The sequence below is a fragment of the Sphingomonas sp. Leaf339 genome (assembly GCF_001426195.1).
In the GTDB taxonomy this organism is placed as follows: domain Bacteria; phylum Pseudomonadota; class Alphaproteobacteria; order Sphingomonadales; family Sphingomonadaceae; genus Sphingomonas.
Map to the genome: position 1 here is coordinate 327158 of NZ_LMRS01000034.1, position 14342 is coordinate 341499.

General features: G+C 62.2%; 11 protein-coding genes. 3 read left to right on the forward strand and 8 right to left on the reverse strand.

From position 1 onward, the window contains the following. Positions 1-276 precede the first annotated feature (276 nt). The 5 genes from aqpZ to ASG67_RS13885 form a co-directional block, all read right to left on the reverse strand. A complete protein-coding gene (gene aqpZ / locus ASG67_RS13865) occupies positions 277-1134 on the reverse strand; it encodes an aquaporin Z (RefSeq protein ID WP_082543532.1) in 858 nt (285 codons plus the stop codon). Positions 1135-1222: 88 nt separating this feature from the next. Next, positions 1223-1507 (reverse strand): CsbD family protein, encoded by a 285-nt coding sequence (locus tag ASG67_RS13870; protein WP_056531323.1) that lies wholly within the window; start codon positions 1505-1507, stop codon positions 1223-1225. A gap of 37 nt (positions 1508-1544) precedes the next feature. Next, positions 1545-2936: a mechanosensitive ion channel gene (locus ASG67_RS13875; protein ID WP_056531325.1), complete on the reverse strand. Its 1392-nt coding sequence runs from the start codon at positions 2934-2936 to the stop codon at positions 1545-1547. Between the two features lie 71 nt (positions 2937-3007). Then, entirely contained in the window at positions 3008-3370 is a 363-nt protein-coding gene (locus ASG67_RS13880) for a hypothetical protein (RefSeq protein ID WP_056531327.1), read from the reverse strand. Between the two features lie 641 nt (positions 3371-4011). After that, the gene (locus tag ASG67_RS13885; RefSeq protein ID WP_414887643.1) at positions 4012-5691 is read right to left on the reverse strand and encodes a methyl-accepting chemotaxis protein; all 1680 of its coding nucleotides are present in this window, start codon (positions 5689-5691) and stop codon (positions 4012-4014) included. Between the two features lie 320 nt (positions 5692-6011). Between ASG67_RS13885 and ASG67_RS13890 the strand changes: the two genes are divergently transcribed. Together ASG67_RS13890 and ASG67_RS13895 are read left to right on the forward strand one after the other, a co-directional pair. Next, on the forward strand, positions 6012-7160 hold the full coding sequence (locus ASG67_RS13890) for a carbohydrate porin (protein WP_162244362.1): 1149 nt from the start codon (positions 6012-6014) through the stop codon (positions 7158-7160). Between the two features lie 318 nt (positions 7161-7478). After that, positions 7479-8117, forward strand: a complete 639-nt coding sequence (locus ASG67_RS13895; RefSeq protein ID WP_235535215.1) for a hypothetical protein — start codon at positions 7479-7481, stop codon at positions 8115-8117. Between the two features lie 77 nt (positions 8118-8194). On the opposite strand, the gene msrA is transcribed toward ASG67_RS13895, so the two are convergent. Continuing rightward, positions 8195-9046 carry a peptide-methionine (S)-S-oxide reductase MsrA gene (gene msrA / locus ASG67_RS19765; protein ID WP_156460828.1) on the reverse strand — a complete coding sequence of 284 codons (852 nt, stop codon included), beginning with the start codon at positions 9044-9046 and terminating at the stop codon, positions 8195-8197. Positions 9047-9421: 375 nt separating this feature from the next. On the opposite strand from msrA, the gene ASG67_RS13905 reads away from it, so the two are divergent. Beyond that, positions 9422-11245: a DUF885 domain-containing protein gene (locus tag ASG67_RS13905; protein WP_082543534.1), complete on the forward strand. Its 1824-nt coding sequence runs from the start codon at positions 9422-9424 to the stop codon at positions 11243-11245. A 95-nt stretch (positions 11246-11340) separates the two neighbouring features. Here the strand turns inward: ASG67_RS13905 and ASG67_RS13910 are convergent, their stop codons facing one another. Both ASG67_RS13910 and ASG67_RS13915 read right to left on the reverse strand, forming a co-directional pair. Further along, the gene (locus ASG67_RS13910) at positions 11341-12783 is read right to left on the reverse strand and encodes a Gfo/Idh/MocA family protein (protein ID WP_056531330.1); all 1443 of its coding nucleotides are present in this window, start codon (positions 12781-12783) and stop codon (positions 11341-11343) included. 95 nt (positions 12784-12878) lie between these two features. Next, on the reverse strand, positions 12879-14270 hold the full coding sequence (locus ASG67_RS13915) for a glycoside hydrolase family 28 protein (protein WP_056531332.1): 1392 nt from the start codon (positions 14268-14270) through the stop codon (positions 12879-12881). Between the last annotated feature and the right edge of the window lie 72 nt (positions 14271-14342).

The following is a 14342-nucleotide window of genomic DNA, read 5'->3' on the forward strand; positions in this document are numbered from 1 at the left end:
AAGGTCGAGGTCGGCAGCGGCTAGCGCGTAAGATACCGGCCTGAGGGGTTAAGGATCATCGTGGAGGAGGGTATCGTACATGGATGTCGGCCGCCGAGGGAATGATCCGCCTTTTGCGGACCAATAAGTCTCTTGCCGCCAACCTAACGCATGCCGCCACCATGATGACCCCCGTCACACCCACGAGGGTCGTTAGCGCGTAACGAGGCATCCATTTGCGAGGCTCGCCATCCCAAAACGCCTCCCAATCTTCGCGGATTGAGTCCGGTTCGTCGTTCATGACGATTCCCGCTCCGCCACTGGACGATCGCCGTCGATCATCCGCTCGATTGGATTGTCGCCTATGGGGCCAGGCGATTGATCCTCCTCGCTATGCGCGAAGAGCCACCGTCCGATGAGCCCCGCCGCGGCAGCTCCCGTCAGCGGGGCGAGCCAAAACAGCCATAGCTGCGACAACGCCCAGCCGCCCATGAAAAGCGCCGGACCCGTGCTGCGCGCAGGATTGACCGACGTGTTATCGATCGGGATTGAAATGAGGTGAATCAGCGTCAGCGCGAGGCCAATCGACAGCGGTGCGAAGGCCGCCGGCGACCGTTGATCCGTCGCACCGAGGATGACGGTCAGGAAACCCGCGGTCAGGATCGCCTCCGCCAAGAACGCCGTCGTGGCGCCGTAGCCGCCTGGTGAGTGAGCGCCGAATCCGTTCGCTGCAAAGCCGCTGGCAATCAAATCAAAGCCAGGACTACCAGACGCGAGAGTGGCAAGCGCCGCGCTGCCGACAATACCGCCGACCAGCTGGGCAGCCACATAGCCGGGCAGATCTCGTGCAGGAAATCGTCCGGCGATGGTCAAGCCAAAGCTGACAGCCGGGTTGAAATGACCGCCAGAGATGAAGCCGACCGCAAAGGCCATCGTGAATACGGTCAGGCCGAAAGCGAGTGCGACGCCGGGCATCCCGATCGTTCCCGGGATGCCGGGGCTTGCCGCCAATACGGCTGCACCACATCCGCCGAGTACCAACCAGAAGGTTCCGATCGCCTCGGCCGCCAGCCTGCGGGCCGTCGCGATTCGTCGAGGTCTTGGCGTGCGATCGCTGGTGAAGCGAGCTGTCACCGGAGGCTGATCTTCATTCATTGCGGCTGGTCTCGACAAGAGGTGATTACGAAGTCCGCTGAAATGTGGCGGGGAGAGGCGGCTATTCGGCCCCTCCCCGATGCGTGGACTATTTGCCTCGCAGTGTGTTTATCACGGCGATGCCCAGCACACCGGCGACTGCGGCTGCCGTGAAAGGGCGCTCACGCGTGAATTGACGCACATAATCGATCAGCGGACGGATAGTCTCCTCAACGGTGTCGCGAGCCTCTCCGATCGTCTTCTGCACGGTACCTCCGAGCTGGTCCGCTGCACCTTCGCTCTGCAGGCTCTTATCGCCGATCGCGCCGCCGACAGTTTCCTTGATTTTGCCGCTGAAGTCCGTGGCCGATCCAGTGATGGTGTCGCTGTTCATAATCATGCTCCTTATGTGTGAAAGTTATGGGTGAACGTCAGAATACAGGGCGCGGTGGTACGGTGTCTGTGCGCCCGTTTTCCGTCGCGCGATCGACCCCGCTGGACCCGGTTGCATCGTCTGTTCCGCTGGCGTCGACATCATTCGCCCCCGCCTTGCTCAGCAGGCGTTTGACGGCTTGTCCCGCGGCATCTCGCCCGCCAAGACCGAATGCCAGCGCGAAGGCGACCGCGATCGCTCCCAGGAGTAGGCCAAAGGCCAGATTGATGATGTCGTCCGCCAGTCCCATGAAGCGCAGTCCGATGGCGGTGCCGAGGATGATGATAGCAACCCGGACGACCGGCGCTGCGATCCGCGTGCTCTGATCGCCATTGCGCTCGATCCCGCGGGCGATGAGCCGGGCGATGACGACGGACGAGAAGATGATGATCGCACCGAATACGACCTGCCCGAACAGCGTAAGGACTTCGGCCATGATCTTGGAGCCGTAGGCAAAATTCAGCTGCCGAAACGCTTCCATCAAGCCAAAGATCAGAATGGCAATGAACGCACCCGTTCCAATTGCCTTCGACGGCACGAAGGTGGGCGCCTCGCCAAAATGGGTCTGACCGGTGAGATCATCCCGCCGCTCAGTCATCGAGACGAACAGCCCCGTGGCGCCGAGTGTGCGATCGAAACCGGTCGTTACCAAAAACTCGGTTAGGAGACGCGACGCGAACTTTGCAATAACGAACGCCAGAGCGAGGATCATGCCCGCGGCAATGACGTGAGGGATGGCGTCAAGAATGATGCGCAGCATGGCCGTAGCAGGCTGGGAGATCGCGGCGATGTTAAGCGTGTCGAGCGCTGCGATCGATACGGGGATGATGATAAGCGCAAAGACAATCCCACCGATTGTCCGCGGAAGCGTCGTTGGATCGGCCGGCGTGGCTCCACCCATACGGCTAGAGAATCTTTCGATATGGCTGGCGGTGATCACGGCCTCGACCGCTTTCTTGGCCACCTTGGCGAGCACATAACCTAGGAAGAAAATGAGCCCCGCGCCGATGATCCGCGGCACCGCCTGCCCGAAGCCCCGAAGCATATCGCCAAGCGGGCCACTCGCGCCACTAAGCCCCAACGGCTGTGTCGCAAGGAACAGCGCAATAAGGAGCACGATCCAATAGGCCGCATCGCCTACCTGCACACCGATGGTCGAAGGATGACGTTCATTCGCGTTTGGCTCGTTGGCATGGCGCGCCAGCGGCGTCCGGTTGATCAGCTTTGCGACCCCCCACTTCACGCCGCGCGCGATCAACCAGCCGATTCCGAGGATAACCAGCGCGGCAATCAGCCGTGGCCCCCAAATCTCAGCATAATCGAGCGCGCGAGCGCCGAAATCGCGGGTATTCGACACGACCGTGTCTCCCGCGTAACCTACATCTTCCATCGAATATGTCCCTGTTTTGATCTATGCCGTCGGAGCGGGCAGGCACTGTGGCCCGTTGTCATCACCCCGGTTCAAAGCGGCGAGGCGGGGTCGGTCAGGATACCGCAGGCTACCGCGGCTTTGCCGACCTCAAGCGGCACTTTGGGGTCCTTCACTTGACCCGCGACGCGGATGAAGTCGCTCGTCGTCAAACGGCCGGGCGTAGTATCGCCTTCCTTCGAAGCTCTTGCTGCACGGCCAAGTTGCTGGAGCTGCCCGATAGAAAGATTGGCCTCAAGCCGATCACCGACGCACTGCGATTGCGCGGGCTGGAAACCATAGCCTTCCAGCGAAGTCGCGATCTTGGCCGATGGATTGACGCAACCCGCAACGAACAGAACCGCGACACCAGCCGTGACGCTGAGGGTGGACCGTACTATTGTTCTTTTTCCCATGGTGAAGCGCCCCTATCGTCGAATTCATGTCACGCCATCGGAATAGATGGGTTGCGAAGACACGAAAGCTGAACGTCAAACTGCCGACACCAAGATGTGTATCCTAGGTATTGATGCACCATGCCTAGTAGAAATGTTCCAAGCAGTAGGGACAAATGCGTCAGGTTGGGCACCCTAAACTTGCCTAGTGTCAGGACTGGTGGATCAAAGCCAGAAGACGGTCGTGGCAGCGAGGGCGATGTCGAAAAAGACCTTCGGACACCATGCGGCGTGGTTGGCGACGCCGCGCCAGTCCTTCGGCCGTTGAAACATGGGTCGATACGGTTGCGGCTTCATTGCGACGCCTGGAGTGTTTGGTCGGCTCTGGCCTTTCGCCTGTAAGGCATCCTTGGAACCAATCGGCTCCGTAGCCGCGCTTGCCAAACAGCCTCTATCTCTGGGAAATCGTCCAGCAGCGTCGCACGACCAAAAGGCTCCCAAAATTCCGTTTTTAGCTCGCAGGCTGGATGTGGCACGACGTTCTTTCAGACAGCGCCGCATCCATCGTGACGGTTCGTAGTTTAGCCTCTCGGCAGCTAGCCCTTCCATCGCACGGTGGACCAGACCGGCGGCGACCTAATTCTGCAGCAAATTATCATTCATTAGAATGACTTCCAGTCGTCATCCACCCGCACCATCGCCGGGATGGCGGCGGCGGGCAGCGGCTTGATCGGCGAGGTGTACGCGCCGGGCGTCACATAATCCGGCTTGCGTGCCGGGGCGACCGCACGGCCACCGCTATGGGCGACCTTGAACCGCCCCGCCTTATCGGCGAGGTTACCGACTTCGCTGGCCAGGTTGCGGGCCGCCGCCGACGTCTCCTCGACCATCGCCGCATTCTGCTGCGTCGACTGGTCCATCGTCCCGATCGCCGCCGAGATCTGCGTGATCGCTGCCGACTGTGCCTGGTTGTCCGCCGCCATCGTCGCCAGCAGTTCGTGCACCTGGGTGACGTCGCCTGAGATGTTGGCGAGCGCCCCGTCTACCTTGGTCACCGCCTCGACCGCGGTCACGATGTCGGTCTGCGTCACCGTCAACTGGTCACGTGCCCGCTTGGCTTCCTCCTCGGCACGCATCGCCAGTGCGGACACCAGATCGGCGACCACCGCAAAGCCTCGACCGGCATCACCCGCCCGGCCTGCTTCCACGGCGGCGTTCATCGCCAGCACGCGCGTCTGGAACGCGATCTTGTCGAGGCCTTCGATGACGCTGTCGATGCCCTTGGCGCTTTCCGACACCCGGCCCATCGCCTGCACCGCCTCGTCCGCCACCGCCCGGCCGCCGCCGACTGTCGCGATCGCCTGGTCCGCGCGCTCCACCGTCCGCGCCGCCGCACCCGCCGACGCCCGCAGGCGGCCGTCCATCTGCGTGACCGACGCCGCCGTCTCTTCCAACGAAGCCGCATTGCTCTCCGTCCGCCGCGCCAGATCCTCCGACGCCTGCGCAATCTCCCCCGATCCCGTCCGGATCGTCGTCGCACTCTCCGACACCGCACCGATCAGGTCGCGCAGCTTCCCCAGCGCGTCGTTGAAGTTGCTTTTCAACTCCGCAAATACCGAAGGCAGATCGGTATCGATCCTTGCCGTCAGGTCGCCCTGAGCCAATGCGGTCAGTCCGTTGCCCAGGCTGTCCACGATCATCCGCGCCTGAGCTTCTTTAGCGAGGTCGGCGGCCTGCAACTGATCGCGGAAGTCTGCCATCGTGCCTGCGAGTGCACCGAGTTCGTCCTGACGGCCGACTGACGGGATGACCACGCTGCGATCACCCTCGGCAAGTTTTCGCACCGCACCGGTTAGCGCGATCAGCGGTGCGACTAGCCGCGTGCCGACGGCGCGAGCGGCAAGCAATGCAGCAACGACCGACGCGGCGAGCGCCGCGACGACCAGCCAAATGGCGAAGGCGCCGAGCCAGGCCGCTTTCTGAGCCGTCTGATCGCTATGGCTTTCGATCGCATCCGTGGCGGTGGCCATGCCGGTCTCCAGCTTGCGGAACTGCGCCATGAACGGAGCCAGATTCATCGCGCGGCCAGCGTTCGACGTCACGATCGCCTCCGCCGCCGCCACATAGGTTTCGGTCGATTGGCCGAGCAGGCTGGTCGCGGCCGTGATCTCGGATGATTCACCATAAGCAATATCGGTTTCGACCGCCTTTTTCAGGGTGTTTGCGTGCTCTTTCAGATCGCTTGCGGCTTTCTCTCGATCGATTCCGCTGCCCGGCTCTTGCGCTAACAACACAGCCAGGACATCGCTGCGAACAGCGTCGTGCATCATGTCGGCGGTCATGTGATTGCGCAACAGGTCGGCCGCCGATGCCTGTTCGCGCAACGCATTGCTCAGTTGCCACGAAGACCAAATGCCAACGCCGCCGCACAAAATAATGAGGGCGATGATGCCGATGCTCACCTTTCGCGCGGCGTGACGGAGAGAGGTGTTCAAGGCAGTGATCCCTTCTAACGCCCCGCCACACTTCGCCATGACTGAGCTGGCCGGGGCCGATCCACACTCCTCCCATTTATAGTCGACACAATGCGCCGGAGGTCCTGCCGCCCTCATATAATGACTGGAGCAAAGGGGTTGGCGGTATGAAGTTCCGATGGACGTTGATGGCTGGCGTCGCCTCGTTCCAGACCCTGCCGATGGCGGCCTCAGCGCAGGAGAAGGCACCGCCAGCGATCGACCTGGGCGCGTCGTACGTTATCGACGCCATTGGCGTGATGTCGGCGGATCAACCAGACCATGCCGATCTCCTCGACAATCTGGACCTGACCGCTACGCTGGATCTCGATCGGCTCATCGGCTGGTCCGGCGGCACCGGGCACCTTCATCTGCTCAACAATTTCGGCGGCAATCCTAATAATTACGCTGGCACCTTGCAGGGCATCGATAATATCGAGGTAGCGGGCCAGCGTCTGCGCCTGTTCGAAGCTTGGATCGAACAGAGCCTGAGCCGTACGACCACGGTGCGGGCGGGTCTCTACGATCTCAATAGCGAGTTCTACACAAACGAGTCGGCCGGCTTGCTGATCGCGCCGGCGTTCGGCGTGGGGTCGGAGATCGCGGCGACCGGACCCAACGGCCCCTCCATATTGCCCTCGACGGCGCTGTCGGTCCGTATCGATCACCATATCGGCGACAGTGGCTATATCCGTTTCGCGGCGTTGAACGCCTCAGCCGGCACATTAGGCGACACGCAGGGGGTCAACCTGACGTTTAACGACGGCGCGTTACTGATCGCTGAAGCGGGCATCGGACGACGACGCAAGATTGCGGTGGGCGGCTGGAGTTACACGAAGCGACAGAATGACATCCGAGCGATCGACAGCGCCGGCAATCCCGCCCAGCAAAAGGCGCATGGACCCTACGCGGTCGCCGAACATCCGATTGGTCCGGTGGACGCTACTCATCCGGCTAGCGCTTTCCTCCGGCTAGGCATCTCGGATGGTTATACCACACCGTTTCGAGGTGGCTGGCAGGCCGGGTTGCTAATCGCGCACCCGTTTTCCAGTCGCCCTGACAGCGTCGCATCGATTGGGGTCAATCAGGGCTATCTGTCGCGAGGCTACCGTCAAAACCTGCGCGATGCCGAACGACCTATGGCGCTGGCCGAAACGGCCTTCGAGGTAACTTACTCCGATAATATGACGCCGTTCCTGATCGTGCAGCCTGACCTGCAGATCGTGATCGATCCTGCAGGCGATAAAAGCCGGAATGTCGTATTCATCGCAGGCATGAGGATACGCATCGACCTTTGATGCTCTCATCAACCGGCACGCAATCGACCACGTGCCAGGGGCCGGCCGTGGAATTTACCGCCCAATTCAACGACGTTGCCATCAGCGGCCTGATGGCAAGGTCATCTGCAAACGTTTCGCCGTCAAGGCGTAGTCCGCAATTCAGGAAGCCCGTTTAGCCCGCTCAGCAGATTAAACCGGGGGAATCTATATCTTGCCACGAAGCTTTCCGGCACCTGACGAGTAACCAATCGTTCCATAAATTGGGTTTGGGGGAGAGTGATTTTGCGCAGTCTAGATTTCAGCTCTTGGCAAAGCCTGTTAGCGACGATCCTCGGCTTGACGCTGGTCACGCTGCTTGGTGTCGGCATCCGCCTACTCACACAGATGACGTTCCAGCAGCGCCGCGAGCGCATGAACCGTCAGATCAACGAGCGTCTGCGTACGCTCATCGCAGCCTACAAGGTTCTCGGTGGATCGTTCACGGGCGACCTGACGGTCGATCCGGCGCACAGGCGAGACTTGCGGCGGCGTGAACAGGACACGGTCGCGCAAAAGCCGCTGGCTGCCCTGGACCTCAGCGCGGAGAGCGCGTTGAAATCGGACCGCACGCGCCGCATCCGCGATGCAGTGGAGGCTGCGCTTTCCGACATCATTCTGCTCGGCACCGAGGAGCATGTCCGACTTGCTGACAGGGCCATCCATGAGCTGGTCGCCGGTCGTCCGGTACACACGCACGAACTGGTAGTCTCGCTGCGGGCGTTCGTGCGTGATGCTCTGGACCTCGATCCGATCCCGGCCGACCTGACGATCGCGATGCAGGGCCCCAAGCGTCCAGCGTCGTCGGGCGGTAGCAAGGAGGATGGTCGCCGGAGCGGCGGCGGTGGCAGCGGCTCTGGCGGCGGGGGCGGCGGGTTCGGGGGCTACGCTTCCGGCGACGATCCGCACCCTGTCGCGGCGCCGGATGCGGAGCGATAGGGTCCTCGAGGATTATTCAACATCGTCTGACGTTTGCGATAGGAGCGCAAAAGGATGAGAAATCAGGCTTTACGCTGCTAAACTATGGGTACCCGCCTAGGCAGCCTCCAGTTGGGCCGCACGAAGTGGCAGGTGTAGCCGTTGGGCCGACGCTGTAGATAGTCCTGATGCTCCGGCTCGGCCTCCCAGAATTCGCCCATCGGGGCCAATTCGGTGACGACGCTGCCCGGCCAAAGTCCCGACGCCTGAACGTCCGCAATCGTGTCCTCGGCCACCGCCTTCTGCTCGTCGTCCGTATAAAAGATAGACGAACGATAGCTCGCGCCGCGATCGTTCCCCTGGCGGTTCAAGGTGGTTGGATCATGAATCTGGAAGAAGAATTCGAGCACCGTGCGGAAATTTGTTCGGGCCGGATCGAAGATAATTTCGACCGCCTCGGCATGACTGCCGTGTTTGCGGTACGTGGCGTTAGCCACGTCGCCGCCCGAATAACCGACCCGCGTCGAGATTACGCCGGGCAGCCTGCGGATCAAATCCTGCATGCCCCAGAAGCACCCCCCGGCGAGCACGGCGCGCTGCGTCATGGTGGGCGCAGCCTTGATCTGATCCAGATAGGCACCATAGCCCTGCTCGACCATATCGGCTCGCGATACGAAACGTAGCGCTGCGGAGTTGATGCAATAGCGCAGGCCGCCGCGATCACGCGGTCCATCCTTGAACACGTGGCCGAGATGGCTGTCGCCCTGAGCCGAGCGAACCTCGGTGCGCGGTATGAGCATCGACCAGTCCCGCTTCGCTTTCACGCTCACGGCGTCGATAGGCCTGGTGAAGCTGGGCCATCCACACCCGGACTCGTATTTGTCGGTGCTGGCGAACAGCGGCTCGCCCGAGACGACGTCGACGTAGATGCCGACCTCCTTATTCTTCAGGAGCGCGCCCGTTCCCGGGCGCTCGGTACCATTCTGCTGTCAGAGCGGCAACGGCTTCTTCGCTCTTGGCGTAGCTGGCCATACCTTAGATGTGGTGCGCTGCCGGTAAGGTGTCGAGGGCATCTGGCCATCTGCGCGACATCCGCGATCCGAGATGGGGAGCCTCGAAGTCCATATGGCCTCGTCCACGTCAGAGGCGAACACCGCGAACCGCTTGCCACTTCAATCGCCGCCTTTGCAAGGCGGGCTAATGTTGAACGCTGAGTGTCGCTTCACGTTATCCTGACTGCGGTCGTTTGCTCATCGCAAGCCATAACTAGTCGAACGATAAGCTCTTTGTTTGACCGCAGACGGCCGGATCGTCATTAAAAGACGATGACCCTCCGTCTCTCCCGTCGCGAAACGCTGGCAAGCTTTACGGCAGTGGCGGCCGCGACCGCCGTTCGCGGCGTCGTACCTTTAAGCAGCGCCACGGTGCTGCTCGATCGTCTCGCCTGGCGACTGCTCGAGTTCGTTCCAGAGCGCGCTACGATGCTCGGTGTCGACGCAGGCAAACACGCAGCCTTACGCCAAAGACTGGAGAACCGTTCGCCCGCTGGGCTAGCGGCGCGACGCGATTTTCTGAAGGGTGCGCTGGCCGAACTGAAGCGGATGCCCCGCAGCGACCTGGATCCTACTTCTCTCACCAGTCTGGCGGTGACACAAAGCGCTTTCCAGACAGCGCTAGACGGTATGATGCTACCCTACGGCGTTGCGACAATCGGTGAATGGCGCAATACGCCCTACGCGGTTGCACAGAACGTCGGCGCCTGGCTCGATGTGCCGCAGTTGCTCGATGGCGACCAGCCGTTGCGCGACGCCGCGGATGCAGAGGCGTATCTGGCGCGTCTTGCCGCGATGCCTAACCAACTGGATGGAGAAACGGTGCGCATACGGGCTGCGCGCGGCCGCGGGCTCGTTCCGCCTTCCTTCCTCCTTGACAAGACAATCGCCGGGATGAAGCGAACGATTGCCGAGGCGGCAAACGCCAACGGCCCGCTGATTGGACCTCTCACGCGCAAGTCGGCGGCAATCTCCGGCGATTGGACGGCGCGAGCAGTTGGCATCGTTCGCTCCGTTATTGTCCCGGCATTGATGCGGCAACTCGATGAGTTACGCGCCGAGCGGGCCGTGGCTACAGACGCGGCCGGTTTGGGTGCGCGTCCGCATGGCCCCGAATGGTATGCGTGGGGCCTGCGCGCTGGCACCACTACGCAGCGGAGCGCAGCCGATCTCCACGCCGCCGGTCGTGCGCGGCTCGCCGACCTTCAAGCCCAGATGGATGTGATCCTTCGAGCCGAGGGCCTGACGCAAGGCAGCGTTGCCGAGCGAACGATCGCGTACCAGCGCCGTTCCGGTCTGGGCTTCCCCGATGGCGATGAGGGCCGGCGCCAGATCGTAGCCTACATGCAAGGTCGCATTGATGCGATCCGTCCTCAGCTACCGCGTGCGTTCCGTCGCCTCGCCAAGGGTAATCTTGAGATCCGGCGCATGCCGCTCGCCCAAGAACCGGGGGCGCCCGCCGCATATGGTGGTCCGGGTACGATCGACGGGCGTGTGCCGGGCAAGGTCTGGGTAAATCTGGGTGATCCCTCGATCCACAACCGCGTGACGATCCCCGACCTCGTCTACCACGAGGGCATTCCCGGGCACGTCTGGCAGGGCGAGTATGCGCAGCAGCTACCGCTGATCCGTTCTATCCTCGCCTTCAACGCTTATTCGGAAGGATGGGCACTCTACGCCGAGCAACTCGCCGACGAACTTGGCATGTACGAGGGCGATCCATCAGGAAGACTGGGCTATCTGATGGGGCTAGCCTGGCGAGCAGTACGACTGATCGTCGACACCGGCATTCATGCGATGGGCTGGTCACGCGACAAGGCATTGGCCGAATTCGTTGCCGCTACCGGATTGCCGCGCAGCAACGCGGAAAGCGAGGTTGACCGGTACTGCGCCTGGCCGGGACAAGCCTGCGGCTACGAAGTCGGTCGCGCCGAGATCGTCGCGCAACGCACCCGGGCGCAGAACGCTCTTGGTCCCCGCTACGATCTTCGCGACTTCGATCAGGCGGTTGTCGACGGCGGCAACGTTCCACTGGATGTCCTCGGCAGCAACGTATCGCGGTACATTAGTGCGAGCCGGCGTACGACGACCGATTGAGCAGGTGAGCGGCGGTTTTGCGGGAGCGGGGCAAATGCCTTGCCCCGCTCCCCTCCCCTTAACAAGCACCGCATTCCAGCTGAAAAGTCGCCGGACTACGCCCTCGTACGGCGTGGCATTGGCACCGGCGCAATGTGGCTGGGCATTGGAGTAAAACTGGGCTGGGCAAGACCGGAAACAAGACTATCGATCCGCACCGCCTGCTTCGTTTCGAAACAACGATTGGCAGCGATGCCGACAAGGCAAGAGGCAGCACCAGCGCGCTCGTCCGCTGTTCGTAGCAGCGGATCAATGGTGTGGGCCGGATCGAAGATATCGGCCAGCATCACGGCATCGCCGCCGCCATGGCCACCGGCCCCGGCTGCGGGTTCGATGATCTGCGCCTTGCCCCGCATCGGAATGATGCGTGTCGTCACGATATCCTTCGGCCCGTCGTCGGCCGCACCCGCCGTGCCACCGCTTTCCACGACGCTGTGCTCCAACCGTCCCTTGGTGCCGTTGAACGCGACATGATATCCCTCCCACGCGTTGAACGCGTTTAGGCTGTAGCTGAGCGTCGTCCCGCCGGCATAGCCGACGATGACGTTCATCGTATCCTCGATGCTGATGTCGTCACGAAAGACGCAGCGATCGCGGAAATAGCCGTCGAGCGCCTCGTTATCGGCGAATAGCGCCTTCAGACCGGGATCGGCGGCGATGTCGAGGTAGAAGCTGCATTTGGCCTTTTCCGGGCAAGTGCGGCAGCGCTCGTGCGGTCCGCTCAACCCCAGGCGCCGTGCCATTGCGGGGGTATAAAATTCGCGCTTGCCGGTGGCATTGACGCTGACCGGCACGTCGGACAGCCACCAGTTGACCAGATCGAAATGATGCGTCGCCTTGTGCACCATCAAACCGCCCGAGATTGGTTTCTGCGAATGCCAGCGGCGGAAATAATCGGCGCCGTGAACCGTGCTGAGCAACCAGTGGAAATCCACCGACAGCACGTCGCCGATCGTGCCTGCCATCAGCAGTTCCTTCACCTGGCTGCGATAGGGCGCATAGCGGTAATTGAAGTTGACGCGCACATGCCGCTTGTTGCGCTGCGTGGCATCGATGATCGCCTGAACCTTCGCCGCATCGGTCGTCATTGGCTTTTCGGTGATGACATCCAGCTCGGCGTCGAGCCCGCGGATGATATAGTCGACATGCGTAACGTCTGGCGTAGTGACGATCAGGCCATCGGGTTTCAATTCATCGAGCATCCGCTGGAAGTCGGCGGCGGCATAGGCCTTTGGCGGTGCCGCGCCGGCCTGTGCGGCGCGGCGGCCGACCAGCGCGAGCCGCCCCGCATTTGTGTCGCAAGTGCCAACCAGTTCGGCATGAGCCTTGTGCGGTCCCCAGATTGCATCCTGGTACATCCGCGCCCGGCTGCCGCAGCCAACCTGCACATAACGCCGCCTTCCCGATGCGGCCGCCGCATTACTCGCGACCGAGGCCGCGCTTGCGGCAATGCCCGCCAATACCGCGCGGCGGTGAACGCCGGTGCCATCCGTTTCCATGTCGCATCCTCCCGAGGATTCGTTCTTGTTTTAGGAAGGCTAAACGCGCCATTGTTATATGACAAGCACGGTAGCGAAGAAGTGATATCGAGATCCTAGAGGTGGTCGACAGTCCTGCCGTTCACTCTCACATTCTCCAGCGTCAGCTTGTTAATGCGGGTCACAATACTTGGTTCATGCACCCCGTCGAACCGGCAATCGCGCAGCGTCAATCGGCCGACCGGGGCCTGTGGCAATCCCTGGCAATCAAGCACCCGGATCGCGTTGGCGACGCGTAACCGCTCTACGACGACATCGTCCAGTTCAGGTATGAACGCACCCTTGGCGCCTTCCTCATAGTTGAAGTCGCAGGTGAGTGCTGCGCGGCCAACCTGACCAACGGTGATGTCGCGGGCGCGGATGTGGGCGGTGCGCCCGCCGCGTACTGCATTGCTCTTGAAACGCAGCGCGTACCACAAATCGGGGCTGCTCATCGCGCAGTGTTCGGCGAAGACGTGTTCGACGCCACCCGATGCCTCGCTGCCGATGACGACGCCACCATGCCCCGCCTTCATCGTGCAATGGCGAATGACGATATCGCGCGCCGGCACATTCAGGCGGCGGCCATCGGCGTTGCGGCCGGACTTGATCGCGATGCAATCGTCGCCGGTATCGAATGTGCAATGTTCGATGACCATCCCATCGACCGATTCCGGATCGCAGCCGTCATTATTGGGCCCAAGACCGGTGACGGTGACGCCGCGCATCGTGACATTGAGCGCGAGTACCGGATGGACATTCCAACAGGGCGAATCCCGCAGATGTACGCCTTCGATCAGCACATTCTCGCAACGTTGGAATTGCATCAGGTTCGGTCGGATATAGCCACCCTCGCCGAAGCGCCGCGCGGCGACCGGCGTGCCCGCTTCAGCCATGGCGAACAAGCGGGACCGGGCGGCGCGCTGGCTGGGCATCCCTTCGCGCCAGCCATGATGGCTGCCGCCGCTCCACGACCACCAGGCTGCGCCCTGCCCGTCGATCGTGCCCCGCCCCGTCACCGCAACGTTGCGCGCATCGCTGGCATAGATCAGCGGCGAATAATTCATCAACTCGACGCCTTCGAACCGGGTCGGCACGATCGGATAATGGCCCGAATCAGTACTGAACAGGATCGTCGCGTCGTCCGCGAGGTGGAGCTCGACATTCGACAGCAAGCGGATGGCGCCGGTCAACCAGCGGCCCGCCGGGACCAGCAGGCGCCCGCCGCCCGCCGCGGCGCATGCGGCGATGGCGTCGGCAAAGGCCTGCGTACACAGCGTCTGGCCGTTGCCGGTGGCACCGAAACGACGAAGATCGAACTGGCGACGAGGAAAGCGTGGTGGTCGGACGCGAGCAAGGATCGCGGTCGCCCGGCCCCAGCCATCGGTCGCGGGTGCCCGACCATGCGCCCCCGTCGCGATGGCCGCACCGGCTGCCAGCAATGTGCGCCGGCTCAGACTATCATGCATGGCTTCTCTCCCGTGGTTGCAACGTGACGATCCGTCGATAGGTCGATCCGTACCCCTTGTGTTGTACGATAA

Coding starts and splice junctions, on each gene's coding strand:
- aqpZ (WP_082543532.1), bottom strand. CDS start 1,134: ATGAATGAAGATCAGCCTCCGGTGACAGCTCGCTTCACCAGCGATCGC.
- ASG67_RS13870 (WP_056531323.1), bottom strand. CDS start 1,507: ATGAACAGCGACACCATCACTGGATCGGCCACGGACTTCAGCGGCAAA.
- ASG67_RS13875 (WP_056531325.1), bottom strand. CDS start 2,936: ATGGAAGATGTAGGTTACGCGGGAGACACGGTCGTGTCGAATACCCGC.
- ASG67_RS13880 (WP_056531327.1), bottom strand. CDS start 3,370: ATGGGAAAAAGAACAATAGTACGGTCCACCCTCAGCGTCACGGCTGGT.
- ASG67_RS13885 (WP_414887643.1), bottom strand. CDS start 5,691: ATGACCGCCGACATGATGCACGACGCTGTTCGCAGCGATGTCCTGGCT.
- ASG67_RS13890 (WP_162244362.1), top strand. CDS start 6,012: ATGGCTGGCGTCGCCTCGTTCCAGACCCTGCCGATGGCGGCCTCAGCG.
- ASG67_RS13905 (WP_082543534.1), top strand. CDS start 9,422: ATGACCCTCCGTCTCTCCCGTCGCGAAACGCTGGCAAGCTTTACGGCA.
- ASG67_RS13910 (WP_056531330.1), bottom strand. CDS start 12,783: ATGGAAACGGATGGCACCGGCGTTCACCGCCGCGCGGTATTGGCGGGC.
- ASG67_RS13915 (WP_056531332.1), bottom strand. CDS start 14,270: ATGCATGATAGTCTGAGCCGGCGCACATTGCTGGCAGCCGGTGCGGCC.